15 protein-coding genes are annotated in these 18,430 nt (G+C 34.9%); 4 read left to right on the top strand and 11 right to left on the bottom strand.

What is annotated here, in order from left to right; all coding sequences use genetic code 11:
* The first annotated feature begins 123 nt into the window (after positions 1 to 123).
* The 3 genes from VP395_RS09765 to VP395_RS09775 all read left to right on the top strand — a co-directional run bounded on the left by VP395_RS09765 (position 124) and on the right by VP395_RS09775 (position 1,999).
* Positions 124 to 945 (top strand): head GIN domain-containing protein, encoded by an 822-nt coding sequence (locus tag VP395_RS09765; protein WP_346241819.1) that lies wholly within the window; start codon positions 124 to 126, stop codon positions 943 to 945.
* 39 nt (positions 946 to 984) lie between these two features.
* Positions 985 to 1,188 carry a lipopolysaccharide assembly protein LapA domain-containing protein gene (locus VP395_RS09770; protein ID WP_346241820.1) on the top strand — a complete coding sequence of 68 codons (204 nt, stop codon included), beginning with the start codon at positions 985 to 987 and terminating at the stop codon, positions 1,186 to 1,188.
* A 124-nt stretch (positions 1,189 to 1,312) separates the two neighbouring features.
* Positions 1,313 to 1,999: a hypothetical protein gene (locus tag VP395_RS09775; RefSeq protein ID WP_346241821.1), complete on the top strand. Its 687-nt coding sequence runs from the start codon at positions 1,313 to 1,315 to the stop codon at positions 1,997 to 1,999.
* 171 nt (positions 2,000 to 2,170) lie between these two features.
* Here VP395_RS09775 and VP395_RS09780 read toward each other — a convergent pair whose 3' ends face one another.
* Positions 2,171 to 4,405 carry an amino acid permease gene (locus VP395_RS09780; RefSeq protein WP_346241822.1) on the bottom strand — a complete coding sequence of 745 codons (2,235 nt, stop codon included), beginning with the start codon at positions 4,403 to 4,405 and terminating at the stop codon, positions 2,171 to 2,173.
* A 299-nt stretch (positions 4,406 to 4,704) separates the two neighbouring features.
* On the bottom strand, positions 4,705 to 5,685 hold the full coding sequence (locus tag VP395_RS09785) for a Gfo/Idh/MocA family protein (RefSeq protein ID WP_346241823.1): 981 nt from the start codon (positions 5,683 to 5,685) through the stop codon (positions 4,705 to 4,707).
* Between the two features lie 134 nt (positions 5,686 to 5,819).
* Here VP395_RS09785 and VP395_RS09790 point away from each other — a divergent pair, with 134 nt between their 5' ends.
* Positions 5,820 to 6,845, top strand: a complete 1,026-nt coding sequence (locus VP395_RS09790) for a hypothetical protein (protein ID WP_346241824.1) — start codon at positions 5,820 to 5,822, stop codon at positions 6,843 to 6,845.
* 172 nt (positions 6,846 to 7,017) lie between these two features.
* On the opposite strand, the gene VP395_RS09795 is transcribed toward VP395_RS09790, so the two are convergent.
* The 9 genes from VP395_RS09795 to VP395_RS09835 all read right to left on the bottom strand — a co-directional run bounded on the left by VP395_RS09795 (position 7,018) and on the right by VP395_RS09835 (position 18,427).
* A complete protein-coding gene (locus VP395_RS09795) occupies positions 7,018 to 7,737 on the bottom strand; it encodes a YebC/PmpR family DNA-binding transcriptional regulator (protein ID WP_346241825.1) in 720 nt (239 codons plus the stop codon).
* Positions 7,738 to 7,853: 116 nt separating this feature from the next.
* The gene (locus VP395_RS09800) at positions 7,854 to 8,150 is read right to left on the bottom strand and encodes a 4a-hydroxytetrahydrobiopterin dehydratase (protein ID WP_346241826.1); all 297 of its coding nucleotides are present in this window, start codon (positions 8,148 to 8,150) and stop codon (positions 7,854 to 7,856) included.
* Positions 8,151 to 8,351: 201 nt separating this feature from the next.
* A complete protein-coding gene (locus tag VP395_RS09805) occupies positions 8,352 to 9,182 on the bottom strand; it encodes a sugar nucleotide-binding protein (protein WP_346241827.1) in 831 nt (276 codons plus the stop codon).
* A gap of 20 nt (positions 9,183 to 9,202) precedes the next feature.
* The gene (locus VP395_RS09810) at positions 9,203 to 10,117 is read right to left on the bottom strand and encodes a glutaminase (RefSeq protein ID WP_346241828.1); all 915 of its coding nucleotides are present in this window, start codon (positions 10,115 to 10,117) and stop codon (positions 9,203 to 9,205) included.
* Between the two features lies 1 nt (position 10,118).
* Positions 10,119 to 11,201 (bottom strand): glycine cleavage system aminomethyltransferase GcvT, encoded by a 1,083-nt coding sequence (gcvT, locus tag VP395_RS09815; protein ID WP_346241829.1) that lies wholly within the window; start codon positions 11,199 to 11,201, stop codon positions 10,119 to 10,121.
* A gap of 514 nt (positions 11,202 to 11,715) precedes the next feature.
* Positions 11,716 to 14,799: an efflux RND transporter permease subunit gene (locus VP395_RS09820; protein WP_346241830.1), complete on the bottom strand. Its 3,084-nt coding sequence runs from the start codon at positions 14,797 to 14,799 to the stop codon at positions 11,716 to 11,718.
* Positions 14,800 to 15,522 (bottom strand): superoxide dismutase, encoded by a 723-nt coding sequence (locus VP395_RS09825; RefSeq protein WP_346241831.1) that lies wholly within the window; start codon positions 15,520 to 15,522, stop codon positions 14,800 to 14,802.
* Between the two features lie 12 nt (positions 15,523 to 15,534).
* Entirely contained in the window at positions 15,535 to 16,893 is a 1,359-nt protein-coding gene (gene chrA / locus VP395_RS09830; protein ID WP_346241832.1) for a chromate efflux transporter, read from the bottom strand.
* A gap of 28 nt (positions 16,894 to 16,921) precedes the next feature.
* Positions 16,922 to 18,427, bottom strand: coding sequence for an efflux RND transporter periplasmic adaptor subunit (locus VP395_RS09835; protein ID WP_346241833.1), 1,506 nt, complete (start codon positions 18,425 to 18,427; stop codon positions 16,922 to 16,924).
* Between the last annotated feature and the right edge of the window lie 3 nt (positions 18,428 to 18,430).

Consider the following 18,430-nt stretch of genomic DNA (forward strand, 5'->3'; position numbering starts at 1 on the left):
ATAGTAATTAATAACATTAATTACCAAACTAAGAGATCGATTATTCAATGCTTCAATAATTCTCTCAAAATATTAATAGTGGAGAATAATCGACTCTTTTTATAAAAACCTAATATAAAAAAAATGAGAACATTAATAATAGTATTGGCGGTTTTACTAACCTTAAATAGTAATGCTCAAAAAAAGCAAAAAATTAAAGGAAACAGAGAAGTAATAGAAGTATATGATAATTTAAATGCTTTTAATGAAATTGAAATAGCAGATGATTTAGAAGTTAATATCATGCAAACACTTTCAGAAGGTTATAGACTAAAAGCAGACTCTAATTTAATTAGCAGTATAAAATTTGAAGTAGTAGATAGTGTTTTAAAAATTTACACATCTAATAAAATTACTTCTAGTAAAAGCTTGGAAATATATGTAACCTGCAAAGAATTGAATAAAATCACACTTAAAAACGATGCTGAACTAAACGGGCAAAACAACATAAACGGAACCGATTTAACACTGCTGTGTCTTGACAATTCAGAGTTTGATTTAGATATAAATTCAACTATGTTTTCATTGCAGTTAAACAGTTCAACTAAAGGAAAATTAAACTTAAAAAGTGTTACATCAACTATGGCTTTAAACGATAATTCCTCCTTAAAAGCAAGCCTTTCTATTGATGATTTCGATTTAATATTGAGTAAAAAAGCCGATATGAATATTGAAGGTAATTGTGATAATCTAAATTTAATTACATCAGGGTCTGTAAACGTAAAAGCAAAAAACTTACTAGTTACCAATGCTAAAATAAACGCATCAAACTCATCTGATATCTATGTTTATGCTAGTAAATATTTAAGTCTTTATGCTAAAGATAGAAGTTATGTGTATGTTTATGGTAGCCCAGAAATTAATGTAGAAGGGTTAAATGATAAATCTCAAATTATTAAAAAATAGTAAAAATTTACTTCCTTAAAAACATTAAATAATAAACAGATGAAACTCAGAACGATTATAGGTCTCTTATTTGCTTTAATTATTGTTATTTTTTCAATTCAAAATGCAGAAGTTATAGATGTAAAATTCTTTGTTTGGAAACTATCTATGTCTAGAGTGCTAATTATTTTAGGCAGTTTTGGAATTGGTGTTTTGGTTGGTTATTTACTATTATTAAGGCAAAAAATAAATAGTAAAAAATAATAATTATTGATAAATTATTAAGGTCACATTCGTTTTTACAAAAATATCTACCAAAATTATGAACATTGGAAATCTAAATAACAACCTCGTATCGTTTCTTAATTTATAATAAAAACTAGAATATATGCCAGCACTTTATAAAGTAGAGCTTATTAAGTTTTCAACCATTACAGAATTACCAAATGCATGGAATCTTGAACATTACAAAGATTTGCTTGAGTTAATGGATTATGATGCTATAAATGAAATTCCTCTAGCAGAATTAAAAGAAACATGCTTGATTCTTCTTTCAGAAAATGACCCAACAGAATCAGCAGAAATTATTCTGAAATATATTTTTAATGAACGATTAAACTCTGGGCAAATTGAGAATTTATCTAATGAAATGCAAGAGGAAAAGGTTTATGAAGAATACGCAGATTTATCATTTCATGAAGAACTTTTTAATGCAACGCAATTGCTTTATGAAACCTATAATGGTAAATTTCCGTATCCGGAAGCAGTTCAATTTACATTTAAAGTAACAGCAAATAATACTGAAGATTTAAAAGTATTTGCGTCTGAACCTGAATCTGCATTAATACGTTTATTGGTTAACGGTATGCCAGAAAACACACTAATAAACAGGCTTTACCATGAACAATTAGAAGGTAATGGATTTGAAGAATCTAAAAATATTATTTGGCAGCTAAAAAAAGAAGAAACAGAAGCAAATGCCATAACATTTTCCATAATATCTTCATCCTATTGGTTTAAAGATTTAAAATATACAGAAACTTTTGAAGGTTCAACGTATTCCGATGAAGTTTAAAATTATATAAAAAGCTGTCTGAAAAGTGTCTTTATACTTACTTTGTCAGGTTTGGCTTGTTGAAACCAATGTTGATTATAAATACGTAAAAATGTTTCGACAGGCACGATATGACACAGAATGACACTTTTCAGACAGCCTTTTTTCTTTCGGGTTAACAAAATAAACTAATTATTTAATGAATTTTGACGTTAATGTGTTTACAAAAAGCACATTGCCTATTTTGTTGTATGCATCAAAAAGCTCGATACTATTATCTAATTTCATCATGCTTTCATGAAAACCAATAAGTGTTAAATCGGCGTCAATAGAATACTCATTTATAATATCTATCCTATTTTTATCATGATCTAATGGTAACACTCGGATATTATTGGCAGATATTGGCAGCCTTCCAGAACTAGTAAGTTCTATTAAATTTTCTTGTTCTTGTTTTAAATTTTCTTTAGGAAAAGTAGCAAAAAGTTTTATTTCACCATTTTTCCAATCAGAATGACCTAGGATAATATAGGATAGTAAAATCATTAAACTGGCATTTTCATAATCTTCTTTACGTATCCACACATGTATATCTTTTTTATGTCCAAAACCTTTATCAGAACTCGCTAATATGCACAAATCATATTGTGCAGTTTTAAGGACGCTATAATTATCTATGATATTGGTTAGCCATTCTTTTTTACCTTTTTTATATTCAAAAAGCATCATGTTATTTGGTTGGCCAGAAATACCTGGTTGTTGTATAGCCTGTATAATGGCCGCTGTATTTGAAGGAGAAATAAGGGTTTCTAAAAACACATTTGATTTACTTGTCGAAGCCATTTTAATTAGCTTATCGAGCTTTTCTGCTGCTGCTTTTTTAGATTCTGAAGAAAAATACTCTTTCTCAAAATGGATGTAAGTTCCAAAACCATAACGATGAGAGATCCATTTCATCATTTCTAAAGCCCCAAAACGCTCAAAACTATCTTTAGATAAACACAATACTGCTGGACGCCAATTTTCTTCTGTAATGTCTTTATCTGCCTTTTGTAAAAACACTTGCATTTTTCTGCTGAATTGATGAATAACCCCTTGGAAAATGCTTGCCATTCCTTTGTTATTATCACTTTTAGTTGAAATATAAAAGTATAAAACCACCATTAATGAAATGGCAGCTACAGCATATGGCGTATTTATTTTAAACATTAGGTAAATACACATAATGGCTCCTAAAAGAGAGAGATACCATTTAGACTTAAAGGAAGGGCGATAGGAAGGATCGGCAGCGAAGTGTTGCATAAAAGAAATAAGGCATAAAGACCCATAAGTTACCATGAAAAACATAGATATAATTTCTGCTACAGCATTTACATCACCCATTAAAACAAAAACAATAGCAATTGCACTTGTTAAAATGGTTGCGTTTCTAGGCTCGTTATTTTTTTTTGTTCCTTTTGACACCCAAAAATTAACATATTTGTTTGGAAAAACTTTATCGCCGCCAATTGCCTGTAAAGTTCTTGGTGCTACCATAAAAGAGCCTAAAGCTGATGATATGGTTGCTGCCGCCAAACCAATGGGGATAATAGGCCCCCAATAAGCAATTTTGCTCATTATGAGTTGATTGTTTACCAAATCGGAAGCACTTGCAGATATGGTTAACTTATATGCTATAAAAACATATATAACCATACCTATAATAGTTGCAGCCAATGTACCCATGGGGATGGATTTTTTAGGGTCTTTTAAATCGCCTGACAATCCAACACCGGCAGTCATACCCGTAAATGCTGGGAATATTATGGCAAAAACATAAAAAAACCCTTTGTCTGATTCTATGTTTTTAAATATTTGGGAACTATCAAAAACTTGTGCATAATCTGTTGTCCCCATAAAAAACATAACAAGCGATACTGCTAAAATGGTAACTACAATGTATAGAGCTTTCATACCTAAATCGGCGCCCTTTGTTACCATTAGCCATATTAATAATGATAAAGCAGGAATTGTAAATAATCTGTTATCATATATTTCATAACCAAATTCTGTAACAACCCATGGCTTAATAGCTTCAAAAGCTTCACCAAAAGCAATAACATAGAAAGCGACACTAATGGCTTGAGATAAATATAAAGCAATGCCAATGGCGGCACCAATATTAACACCAAAAGACCGGGAAATTATAAAATACTCTCCACCACCTTCTACTTTTTGATTGGTTGCAATTTCCGCTAATGCCATTGCAGTGGGAATGGTTACTAAGTGTCCAATAATAATGATAAGCAAAGTACCCATAAAACCAACCGATCCAACAGCAAATCCAAATCTTAAAAACATAACAGCACCAAGAATGGTAGAAATCGCTGTTAAAAATACGGGAAGCGTACCAAAACCAGCTTTAGTAGAAGATAGTGATTTACTCATATGTTATAAGTTTAAGGTTTTAAATACTTGTGAGACCCCAAGATTTAGCAAAAGTCACTTATAAATATAATTTGTTTTATTTACATTTATACAAATGTGGCATAGAAATTGTTTTATATTTACTGTGTTAGTAAATGAAACATAAAGTAAACAATATTTTGTTCCTAAAAAGAAACATGACTAGCTCACAAAACAAAAGCTACTTATTTTTGAAGTAGCTTTTTTGTTTTTAATAAAGGAGACCCTGTTGATAATTGTTTAGAATATACTGATTGAACTCTAAATAATTAAAAAGAAGTTTAAATTTTCCCAATAATTTTGTCCATTACCCAGTTGGCATGAAGTGCAGAAAGTCCCATAGATGGATGTACAAAATTATTATGGATTAACATATCTCGCATGCCCTCAACATGTTGAATTTGAATATGTTTTGGGTTGTCAATAAAAAGTGCTTCGGTTTTGGTTTTACTGTCTAATGCAATGGCATTTTCATGGAATATGGAAAATTCAATTTTTCCTTCACTGCCATAAATGGTTACTTTATCTAAAGAATCATGGCAATCAAAATTCCAAGTTCCAGAACCTGTTATGTTATTTTCATGTAGCCAACAAGCTGTAATAGCGTCTTTTGCCGTGTAATTTTTTTGTTGATTTAAACTAATACCGTGAGCTTCTTTGATATTTCCTAAAAGGAAATTAAACAAATCTAGACCATGACTTGCTAAATCATCAAAATAACCAGCAGGAGCAATTTTAGAATCAGTACGCCAATTATAGTCATTTGATTTATCTAAATTACTTGCAGGCTTACTAAAATGCCAGTTAATATGCCTTACTTCACCAATATAGTTGTGGCTTAACCAATCTTTAATTTTTAAAAATCGAGGTAAAGAGCGTCTGTAATAGGCGACAAATAAAGGTAGTTGCTTTTCTTTGAATATATTATAAACTTCTAAACTTTCCGAATAACTGGGTGTCATTGGTTTTTCAATGCAGCATATTTTACCTGCTTCGGCAACTTTTAAAGCATAAAGTTTGTGCGTATCTGGAGGTGTTGCGATATAAATAGCATCTACATTATCATCATTTATTAAATCATCGGCATTGGTATAATAGGTTTTAACACCGTGTCTTATAGCATAATCTTTTGCTTTTTGGGCATCACGACGCATTACTGCTGCCAATTCAAAACCTTCGGTTAATCTATAAGGTGGACCACTTTTAACTTCGGTTACATCACCACAACCGATAATGCCCCATTTAATCAATTTCTTACTCATTACTTATTCTAAATATAATTTAAAAATACAATATCAAATTTAGAACATTTTATTGAGACAATTTTTTTTAAAAACCATAAAACCTTCTTCTAAAAAATTACGTAGGTATGGCATAACACTAAAATCTATAACCTATGAAACGATTAAATTTAATTACAGCCTTAGCCTTTTTTACGTTTTTTTCTGTAGCACTAACATCTTGTAGTAACGACGATGACAATCAAACTAATTTATCAACGTATTTGTTTGCTTCAAACAATTCTAACGGTAACATAACGTATTATGATGTTACAAATTTAAGTACTGTAACTTCAACAACCTTATTAACTACTACTACTGCTGCCGATGGTGTTTATTATGATGAAAAAAACGATGTAATCGTTCAGGCATCTCGCTCTAGTTTTAGTTTAGAAGGTTATTCTAACGCTTCTTTAAATACAACTGGGGCTTCTGTTACTATTGGAATTTCGGGCAGTACAGATATGACAAGTCCCAGAGAACTTGCCGTTAAAGGTAATTTTTATGTAGTAGCTGATAATGCTGATGTAGATGGAGATACCAATACACCAGATGGTCGATTATTTATTTACACCAAGAACGGAAACAGTTTTACATTAAGAAATATTATTACTACCGATTTTAAACTTTGGGGTATTGCTTTTGATGGAGATGATTTATATGCTGTTGTTGATGCAACCAATCAATTAGCTATTTATAAAAACTTTTTGTCAAATTCTACAAATGCTTCTGTTTCTGCGTCTAAAAAGATAGTTATTGAAGGAATTGTTAGAACTCATGGTTTGACATACGATGCGATGTCTAACACTATGGTGCTAACAGATATAGCTTCTGCCATGAACACTCAAGATGATGGTGCTTTTCATGTGATAGAAAATTTCACTTCTAAATTTAATAATACCGCTAATGGAGGAACCTTGACTTTGTCACAACAAACTCGTGTTGCAGGAAGCTTAACTTTATTAGGAAACCCTGTTGATGTTGCTTATGATAATGTTACAAAAACAGTTTTTATTGCTGAAGCTGGAAATGGAGGAGGAAGAATACTAGCGTTTAACAATATTGGTAGCGGTGGTAATTTAATGCCTGTTGTGAATAATGATTTAGCTTCTGCTTCATCAGTTTTTATCAGTAAATATTAATACATTAAAAGTATTCATAATCTATTTAATACTTGATAAGTGCATAGTGAATAACGGGACTTGAGCTAATACAATTATAAGAATTAAATGATTTTGGGCTTCATAATTGCTATGAAAAAGAAAGGCTATCAATTTATTTTGATAGCCTTTTCTATTTGGTATTTTTATAAACTTACTCTTCACTTTCTTCCATGGTATGATATACGTTTTGCACGTCATCATCATCATCTAATTTTTCTAAAAGTTTTTCAACGTCGGCAACTTGCTCTGGGGTTAGTTTTTTTGTAACCTGAGGAATACGTTCAAAACCAGATGATAAAATTTCAATCCCTTTTTCTTCTAAAGCGGCTTGTATGGCTCCAAAACTTTCAAAAGGAGCATAAATTAAAATACCATCTTCATCGGCAAAAACTTCTTCTGCTCCAAAATCTATAAATTCCAATTCTACTTCTTCGGCATCTAAGCCTTCCGCATTAATTCTGAAATTACAGGTATGGTCAAACATAAATACTACCGAACCCGAAGTGCCTAGACTGCCATCGCATTTATTAAAATAACTACGTACATTGGCAACGGTTCTGGTATTGTTATCAGTTGCTGTTTCAACTAAAACAGCAATTCCATGGGGGGCATAACCTTCAAAAATAACCTCTTTATAGTCGCCTTGACCTTTTTCACTTGCTTTCTTTATGGCGCGTTCTACATTGTCTTTAGGCATGTTTACAGCCTTGGCATTTTGCATAACAGCTCTTAAACGTGCATTTCCGGTTGGGTCTGGACCGCCTTCTTTTACTGCCATTACAATGTCTTTACCAATACGTGTAAATGCCTTGCTCATAGCAGACCAACGCTTCATTTTACGTGCTTTTCTAAATTCAAAAGCTCTTCCCATACTAAAATTAAAATTTAAAAGTTTTTTAACTGCTGCAAATTTAAAAAAATCTACGAATTGAAATAACAGATGTTAATTTTTATAATTTAACCATACTGCAAACCGATTACTTGGTTTTAATCCTCGTCGTCAGGTTCTACAATAGCTTCAATGGCTTTAGCTAGTTTGAAATCTTTTTCGGTAACACCATTTGCAGAGTGTGTTGTTAATGAAATAGTTAGAACATTGTAAACGTTAGACCAATCTGGATGGTGGTTTAACGCTTCACACTCGAAAGCGATTCTACTCATGGCACTAAAGCAGTCTTTGAAATTTTCGAATTCAAATTCGGCATGAATGGCATCGTCGTAATACTCCCATTCTGGAAAATTTAATAATCTTTTTTCTATGTCTTCGGCTGATAGCTTGCTCATAATGATGGTTTTTTTGTTGATTGTAAATTTACTAATTTCAAATGATAAACGATTGGTAATTGCTTTATTATATAACGATAACCTACAGGATTTTTTGATGCAGTTTTGTATTTACATCGTAAATACCTCGACTTTAAGGGTTGTATCAAAAAAAAAACCACAGCAACCCCGAAACTTCGGAAGGGGAAACGCCCAAAGACTTTATATGGCTAACTCGCTTATGATGTCTTGACTTATTATTTGCAGGTTTTTGGGGAGTAAATTATATTTTGGCAATACAGCTAAATAGCGATCGTCGTTGGTAGTGTATACGTGTTTGTAAATGGCGTTTTTTAGACCTAAAGATTTTGTAATGTCTTTTATGAATTCGTCGTGGTGTATCAAATCTGTGCTACCTAAGTGAAAAATACCCGATTTGTTTCGATTGATAATGTAGTGTATTTGCAGAGATACTTTGCTATCCGTCGTTACATTCATTATTAAATTAGGGAACACTTCAATGGGTGTTTTTTCGTTTATATTTTGAATGATTTCTTGAGTTCTGGGAGATTGTTTTCCAAAAACCATAGGAAGTCTTAAAATAACAACTTGGTTTTTTGGTAGGCGTAGCAACATATTCTCAATTTTAATTTTGAAATGCCCGTAGATGCTGTTGCTATAGGTTTTGTCTTCTTCGTAACTTGGATATTTGCTATAGGCATCAAAAACATTGGCCGATGACAAAAAAATGATTTTTATTTTTTTTAAAAACACATATTCTGCCATATGTTTATGTGCAATAAACTGGGTTGCAAAATCACCTCGAAGTGCCGAAATAATGATGGTAGGTTTTACAACATCAAGTATTTCATAAACGTCATCTTCTTCAAAATTATATTGAAAAAATTGATGGTTCTTCTCCCATTGGCTGTTGCTGGTGTTGTAGGTACCATAGGTTTTAAAGTAGGGGCAAAGTTCTTTATAAATAGCGTAACCTAAAAAACCACTGGCACCTAAAATTAATATGTGATGCTTCCCTTCTTTTTTTAACATAAGTACAGTGCGTTATTATCTTAAAAAATGGATAGTTTGGTTTTGGTGGTAAATTGCTCGAGTGCAAGCATGCCTAACTTCGAGTTTCCTTTTTTGTTAAGTCCAGGAGACCATGTGGTAATTACAAAATGATTAGGAAGCAATGCTACAATACCACCACCAACACCACTTTTGCCAGGCAAACCAACTTCAAAAGCAAATTCACCAGCTTCATCGTAAAACCCACAAGTAAGCATAATGGCATTTATGCGTTTTGCTTGGGTTTTGGTTAAATGTGCTGTATTTGTTAAACAATAACCTTTGTTTGCCAAAAAGAAAAATGCGTTTGATAGTTGACTACAAGTCATTTCTATAGAACATTGATGAAAATAGAAATCTAAAACATCATCAACAGAATTCACTAAATTGTTAAACGATTTTAAAAGATTAGCTGCTGCAAAATTTTTATAACCTGTGTTTTTTTCAGATTTAGCGACTTCTAAATTGTAGTTTATATTGGTATCACTAGTTAATTCTCGAACATAATTTAAAAAGTCTTCTTTCGGATTTTTTAAATGCGATAAAAGTATGTCTGCAATAACTATGGCTCCAGAATTAATTAGTGGGTTTCTTGGGATGCCATTTTCCAATTCTAATAAAGCTAGCTGATTAAATGGGTGTCCAGAAGGTTCAACATCTACACGTTTCCAAACGGATTCACCAATTAAAGCCATGGCTTTAGATAATGCCAAAACTTTAGAAATACTTTGTATTGAAAAAGGGGTGTTGAAATTACCAGCACCATATTCAATACCATCTAATGTTTTTAAATGAATACCAAAGTTATTTTTATCAATATGGGCTAACTCTGGAATATATGAAGCGACTGTGCCTTTATCCGTTGCATTTAGACCATCGGTATAAATTTCTTCCAAAATAGCCTTGTAGTTTTGCATATTAACCTTTGTAAAACGGTAATTTAACAACCGTCGCTGGTACAGCGTTTTTGCGTATTTGGATGTAGATTTTACTGCCAACTTCAGAAAAAACAGTTGGCACATAACCCAACCCAATACCTTTACCAATACTTGGCGACATGGTGCCCGATGTTACAATGCCTATTTTGTTCCCGTTGCTATCTACAATATCGTAATCGTGTCGTGGGATACCACGTTCATCTAGTTCAAAAGCGATTAATTTACGTTCAGGACCTTGTTCTTTTTCCTTTTTTAAGGCTTCGGAGTTTGTAAAATCTTTTGTGAACTTAGTAATCCAGCCCAAACCAGCTTCTATAGGCGAGGTGCTGTCATTAATATCGTTTCCATAAAGGCAGTAGCCCATTTCTAAACGTAAGGTGTCACGAGCTGCTAAGCCAATTGGTTTGATGCCAAAATCTTTTCCAGCTTCAAATACCTTGTCCCAAACTTGTTTAACTTCGTTGTTTTTACAATAAATCTCAAAACCACCGCTGCCTGTATAACCAGTTGCAGAGATAATAACATGTTCGATACCTGCAAAATCGCCTACAATAAAATTGTAAAAATTAATGGCAGACAAATCATGAGTGGTTAAACTTTGCATCGCCTCAACTGCTTTGGGACCCTGAATGGCAAGTAACGAATAATCGTCGCTTAAATCGCGCATAATGGCTCCAACATTGTTTTTAGACTGAATCCAATTCCAGTCTTTTTCAATGTTACCGGCATTTACAACTAACAAATAGGTGTGTTCTTTAACTTGGTATATAATCAAATCGTCTACAATACCGCCCGTTTCGTTTGGCATGCAACTGTATTGTGCTTTACCAATACTTAATTTTGAAGCGTCGTTGCTTGCTATTTTTTGAATCAATTCTAAAGCATGGTCGCCTTCAATTAAAAACTCGCCCATATGCGATACATCAAAAACACCAACGGCTTTTCTAACGGTTTCGTGTTCTATAGTGACACCGTCGTATTGTACAGGCATATTAAAACCTGCAAAAGGCACTAATTTAGCCCCAAGAGCTTCGTGGGTTTTTGTTAAAGCTGTGTTTTTCATTGAAATGATATGTTTAGTTATTCCCTTGAATCCAGATGAATATCGGGAGGGAATCTCATTAATTTTTACGAAAAACAAATGTATTGAAAATTTATAGATATCGCTTTCGCTGAAAGTTTAAAAGGTTTGTTAAACTTTCGAAGTTGAATATTGGAATTATAGTGTTCGTTTAACGGCATTGTATAAAGAAGTAGTGAATTTTTAAGCATTTACTTTTCGGATTATAACAGACCTTAAATTTATAAAATTCATTTTCATTTATGCACTTTAACCGCTATTTTATATAGTTCTTAGTTGTTTATTTCTACTTCTTAGGTTCTATTTGTAGCGTTGGCAAAGACATACTCTACTGCATTTTTTGGCTTGTGTGTCAATTGGTGCGAAACGCAAGTTCACGAATCCCAAAACAATTTAAAAATACATGAGTAATTGCAAATGTGCATGGCTTTTAGCGTTGGTGTTTCAATTCGATAAAATTTGAACCACTTCATGAAGAAGTAGCTCAAATAAATGTTTAGCCTTTCTTTTTTGTCACTAATTGATACACGCAAGGAATTACAATCAAATTTAAAATGGTTGCGGACAATAATCCACCTAAAATAACCACTGCCATTGGGCTTTGTATTTCGCTACCGGGTTGTCCGCCTTTCAATGCCAAGGGAATCAATGCTAAACCTGTGGTGAAAGCGGTCATTAAAATAGGGTTCAATCTATCCAATGCGCCTAATTTAATGAGGTCTATTCCTGTTTTGCCTTCCTTTCGTAAATCTTCATAGCGAGATACCAACAGAATACCGTTTCTTGTGGCAATACCAAATAAACTGATAAAACCAATGGTGGCCGCAATACTTACAATTCCTGAAGTAAAGTAAACAATCAAAATACCACCAATCAAAGCCAAAGGCAGATTAATCAATACCACAAATGCCAGTTTTACATTTTTAAATTCGTAATACAACAACAAGAATATAATACCAATTGCTAAAAAAGCGGTTATAAATAACAACTGTGATGCTTTTGATTCGCTTTCAAACTGTCCGCCATATTGAATGCGATAGCCTTCGGGCAGATTGATGGTGTTGTTTACCACTTCTTTAATTTCGTTCACTGCACTACGTAAATCCCTGCCTTGCACATTGGCAGCGATTACAATCTTGCGTTGCACATCTTCTCTGCTTATCGTATTAGGACTGCTTACCGAAGCGATGGTTGCCAATTCGCCCAATACGGTTTGTCCACCATTTGGTAAAGTTATAAGGGTCTTTTTGAAGTTTGCTATATTGTCACGAAATGATTTTTCGTAACGCACTACCAAATCGAAATACTGTTGGCCTTCATAAATTTCACCCACTTCTTCACCTGCAAAGGCAATATCTATTTGCTCCATCAAATGGCCAACGGTCATACCATATGCTGCCAATATTTGACGCTTGGGCTGGATTCGTATTTGCGGTACTTCAATTTGTTGGTCAACTGCTACATCCGCTAATCCATCGATGGATTTTATGTTCTGTTCTACTTGTTTACCCAATTCGAATAGGCGTTGCAAATCTGAACCAAAAATCTTTATGGCAATGTTGGCACGTGTACCCGATAACATGTGGTCTATACGGTGTGCTATGGGCTGCCCAAGAGTGATGTTTACACCCGGCACGATACTCAATTTGGTACGGACTTCTTCAAAAAATTCCTCTTTGGTTTTATCTTCCAAAGTAAAAGGCACATCAATTTCGGAAGCGTTTACACCTTGAGCGTGTTCGTCCAATTCTGCACGACCTTGCCGGCGAGTTACTACATTTACTTCGGGCATTTCAAGCAATAAGTTTTCAACTTGTTTCCCTGTTTTATTGCTTTCTTCCAAAGACATTTCTGGTGGCCCAACAACACTTAACACTAATGAACCTTCGTTAAATTCAGGTAAAAAACTTCTCCCCAATTGGGTTGCCACTGCTAAACTTAACAGAAAGACAATTAGAGTCACACCGATAATGGTTTTAGGGATTTTAACAGCCTTATCCAAGGTATTGGCATAGTGCTTTTGAAGCCAGCGTTCTACTTTTGTGCCATCGGCTTGTTTATTTAGAAGCTTTTCATTGTCCAATAAATACGAACATAAAATAGGTGTTACGGTTACAGCTACAATCAATGAGGTTAATACCGATGTTACAAAGGCAATACCAAGAGGTTGTAGCAATCTGCCTTCCATTCCGCTTAAAAAGAATAGTGGCACGAATGACACAATGATGATTAAGGTAGCAATGATGATGGAACTACGGATTTCTACCGAAGCATCACGAACCACCGTAATAACCGATTGTTGTTCTGATTTCGGTAAACGACTGTTTTCCCGCAACCGTTTATAAACATTCTCCACATCGATAATGGCATCATCTACCAATGCACCAATAGCAATGGCCATACCACCTAAACTCATTGTGTTTATGGTGTATCCTAACCATTTTAATATGATGATTGAAACCAATAATGAAATAGGAATGGCTAATAGTGAAATGACTGTTGTACGCCAATTCATTAAGAATATAAAAAGCACAATCACCACAAAAAACGCACCTTCTAATAGGGTCATATTAAGATTACTGATAGAAGCTTCAATAAAATCGGATTGTCTAAAAATCCGACTTTTGATTTCTACTCCTTGAGGTAAGGTTTTTTGCAAATCGGCAATGGCTTCATCCAATTGTTCGGTCAATTTTAAGGTATTGACATCAGGTTGTTTTGCAATGGTTAATATTACTGATTCCTTGCCATTTAAAGAACCATCACCAATTTTATCAGATGCTCCAATTTGAACCGTTGCTACATCTTTTATTTTGATGGTTTGTCCGTTGATTTGTTTCACAACAGCTTCTCGCAAATCTTCCAACACATAGGCTCTACCGCTTCCTTTAATGATGTATTGGTTTCCGTATTGGTTCACTACACCACCTGGTGCATTCACATTGGCTTCCTTAACGTGTTCTACCAATTCGGCAAGACTCACGTTGTAATGTTTCATCTTTTCAGGATTGGCAAACACTTGGTATTGTTTGTATTCGCCACCAATCACCACCACATTGGCAATACCGCCAATGGCTTTGATACGTGGACGAATGGTCCAATCTGAAAGTGTTCGCAATTCCATTGGCGACAAACTATCCGACGTTACACCCAAGAGCATTATTTCACCCATAATGGATGAAATGGGTGCCATTGTTGGCGCTCCAATGCCTTCAGGTAAATTTTCCCGAACCATTGGAATACGCTCGCTCACAATTTGTCGCGCGCGATAAATATCGGTTCCCCATTCAAATTCTACCCAAACAATGGAAACCCCTGCCGCCGAAGAGGAACGGATTCGTCTTACATTGGGTGAACCGTTTAAAGCGGTTTCCAGTTGATAGGTGACTAATTTTTCTACTTCTTCGGATTCCATGCCGTGGGCTTCGGTAAGAATAGTTACCGTTGGCGCTGTTAAGTCTGGGAATACATCGACATTCATCGTCTTTGCATAATACACGCCCAACACGCTTAACACCACCGCACCCAGCAGAATAAGCAATCTGTTATGAAGTGATATATTTAAAATTTTATTTAACATCTATTTTATGTTTAAAGCGACATCCAATCGTTGGGCTACATTGTCCCAATTGATGATGTCCATGATACAATCTACAAATTCTGCTCTGCGGTTACGATAGGTTAGATAATAAGCGTGTTCCCAGACATCAATGACTAGGATTGGGATACAGCCCCATTGTGTTAGTTTTTGATGGTCTGCACAACCCAGCACCGTAAGACGGTCGGTAAATGGTTGATAGGCTAAAATGCCCCAGCCACTTGATTCGACAGCTTTAGAAACTTGAGCAAGTAAAGCCTTTAGATTATCTAAACTGGTAAAACTCTTTTCAATATATTTTAAAAGTGTTCCTTTTGGGTTATTCTTCTTATTGGTCAGATTTGTCCAAAATATAGAGTGAAGAATATGACTCGAAAAATGATAGGAAAGTTTTTGCGTCCAATGGTCAACCAGTTCAAGGTTTCCGTCCAACATGGCTTTATTTATCATTTCAAGGTCTTTATTAGCCCCTTTTACCGCACCACCATGGTGAAATGTGTGATGTAAATAAAGTGTTTCTTCGTCCATGCAAGGTTCCAAGAAATTCTTGGCGTATGGTAAATCTGCTTGTATGAACTCTCCCTTGTCATTCATAAGTTTATCAATGCCTCCCTGTTCTATATTTTGTGCCCATACGCTTGATTGCGGTAGGATGGTTGCACCACCCAATATCATCGAATTTTGAATAAATTTTCTACGTTCCATAATTAATATATTTTAGTGAATAACTATTTTTATAAATAATCCCAAAACCACACAAATTCCAATGGTTTTGAGCATGTTCAGTTTTAACCTGAAGTAAGCGAACAGCGCAATGAGCGTAATAATCAAGGAACCGATATCCAAAGTATTCCAATCAGGAATCATAAAATGAACACCATACGATTGACGCTCTTCAATAGTTCCAAACAACGTATGCAATGTGAACCAAATTCCTAAATTGAGGATAACGCCTACAACGGCAGCTGTGATACCAGACAAAGCGGTACTTAAACTTTTATTATTACGCAAGTATTCTATATATGGTGCTCCCACAAAAATGAATAAGAAACAGGGAATGAATGTTACCCATGTTACCAAGATGGATGCAAGAACGCCTGCCATTACAGGGTCTAAAGCTCCTGGATTTCTATATGCTCCCATAAAGCCAACAAATTGAACTACTTGAATTAGGGGGCCTGGAGTAGTTTCGGCCATCCCCAAACCATCAAGCATTTCTCCCGGTAACAACCATGCATAGGTTTCAACCGCTTTTTGAGAGATATAGGCCAATACCGCATAGGCACCTCCAAAGGTTACAATGGCCGATTTGCTGAAAAATAAGCTCTCTTGCGTGAAAACATTGTCTTTTCCAAGTAGAATACCAATTACAGCTACAGGGACCACCCATAGCAACAACCAAAATAAGGCTGTTTTGATGGTCTTAACTCCACTTGGTTTGATAGTCTGCGCTTCAACGCCAATAACATCTTCTTGAACTTGCGAGTTTGTTTGATGACCTTTAATGACATAAAACTTATCTGCCCAAAGTTTACCGCCCAAAAATCCAATGATACCTGCACCAATAATAATGTATGGGAAAGGAATTTTAAAGAAAAAGATGGCGATAAAAGCTAAAACCGATAGGGTTATCATAACTTCATTCTTTAAGGCACGCTTACCTATTTTTAAAACCGCTCCTACAACAATGGCGAGAACGGCAGGTTTGATACCATAAAAAATGCCTTCTACCCATGTTAAATCTTTCCAAAGGGCGTAGAAAATGCTTAATACTAGAATTGCTAAAAATCCAGGAAGAACAAATAGTGCACCTGCAACGATGCCACCCTTTCTCTTATGCAAAAGCCAACCGATATATGTGGCAAGCTGTTGTGCTTCAGGTCCTGGAAGCAGCATACAATAATTGAGGGCATGAAGGAAACGATTCTCACTAATCCATTTTTTTTCCTCTACCAAAAATTTATGCATGACAGCAATTTGTCCAGCAGGGCCGCCAAAACTGTAGAGTGCAACCTTAACCCATACCTTTACCGCTTCACGATAACTTGGATATGGTATTTTTGAATCTGTTTTCATAAGGTGGTTGTTTTATTTGCATATAGACTTAATGTTCGTGTCCGTGCGCAGGTGTAGAACCTGACATTGATGCCATTTTTACTTGGTATGCTCCTGTGGTTACAACCACATCACCAACCTGTAAACCTTTAAACACCTCTACGTTTTTACCGTTTCGTTTTCCTATGGAAATTGGGCGTCTCTCAAAACTTTCACCAGACAATTGAACAATCACAGAATAGTTACCGTAATCTTCCAATAAAGCCAATTCGGGCACAAGTGTAGTTTGTTTGCCATCACCCATTGCAATTTGTACTTGGGTTAAGCTGCCATCGGGAACATTTATAATATCATTGACTTTAGCGAATACAGAAATAAGTGGACTGTCACGTTCAACATCTTTTGATATGGATAGTATTTCACCTTCTGAATCTGAAATGCTTTTCCAATTCCCTTGTTCGGTTTGATACCAAATATATTTAATATTTTGCATCGTTAGTCCATAAGTAGGAGCTATTTGTGATTTTAGTACTTTGGATTGTTCGGTCGCTACACTTATTAAAACAGTTCCTTGTTCCGCATAATCACCATTGGCAATATTTACACTTCTTATAAAGCCATTAAAAGGGGCTCGTATTTGTTTACTGTCTCCAGACACACCTGAAGCAAGCGATTGGTATTGCGATTTTGCAATAGTATAGTTACTCTCTACTTTTTCAAATTCTGATTTTGGTATGATCTTACTCTCGTAAAGCTCTTTTTTTCTATTATACTCGGATGTGGCTTGGTCGAAGTTCGCTTTGGCTTTAGCTATTTCTGCGCTTAAATTATTGCTTGCCAATCCTTGGCTACTTACATTCATAAGCAATTGACCTTGCTTAACTTCCGTTCCTTCCGTTAGGTTAGTTGTAGTAAAATTTACGGTTCCATTAGCAGTAGCGACCAATGTTTTTACAGAACCCTGTGCAGGCTGCCAGACTCCCGATGTACTAATGACATTGTAGATTTCACCTTTAATGACAGGTGCGGTTTGAAACTCTATTTTCCAAGCCTGTTCTTTTAAAAAGGAAATAGAACCATCTTCACCTTCATTGCCCAATGCTTTATTGGCTTCTTCCAAATTAGCATACACCATCACGTCTTTAATTACAATTTTATCGATGTATTGTGGTGTGGAAAGGTCGAATACCAATTGATGCAATCCTGCTTCCTTTGGTTGAATGATGGGTGAAAATATTCCTGGTGATGATGGATTTTCTACTGTGGCACGAATGCCTTTGTCACCTTTAATTAAACTTACCGTAACCGAACCTTCACTAACCGGTTGGTGTTTGTCCATTACCGTAAAATGCGCTGCAAATTTGCTTGGATTGCCTACTATCAAAGCAGGAAACTCAACAAATAGTTCTGTGTTATCCGTCCAGATAGTATGGCCCAATCGTGGAATTTCATCGCCTACGTGACTTCCGTCCGGATTGTGGGCGTGATTGTCTTCGTTATTTTGCTTACAAGCTATTGCCATAAAAGCAAGCACAATTATTAAATACTTTTTCATTTG

Origin of the sequence: Mariniflexile soesokkakense, assembly GCF_039650365.1 — a bacterium.
Classification (GTDB): domain Bacteria; phylum Bacteroidota; class Bacteroidia; order Flavobacteriales; family Flavobacteriaceae; genus Mariniflexile; species Mariniflexile soesokkakense.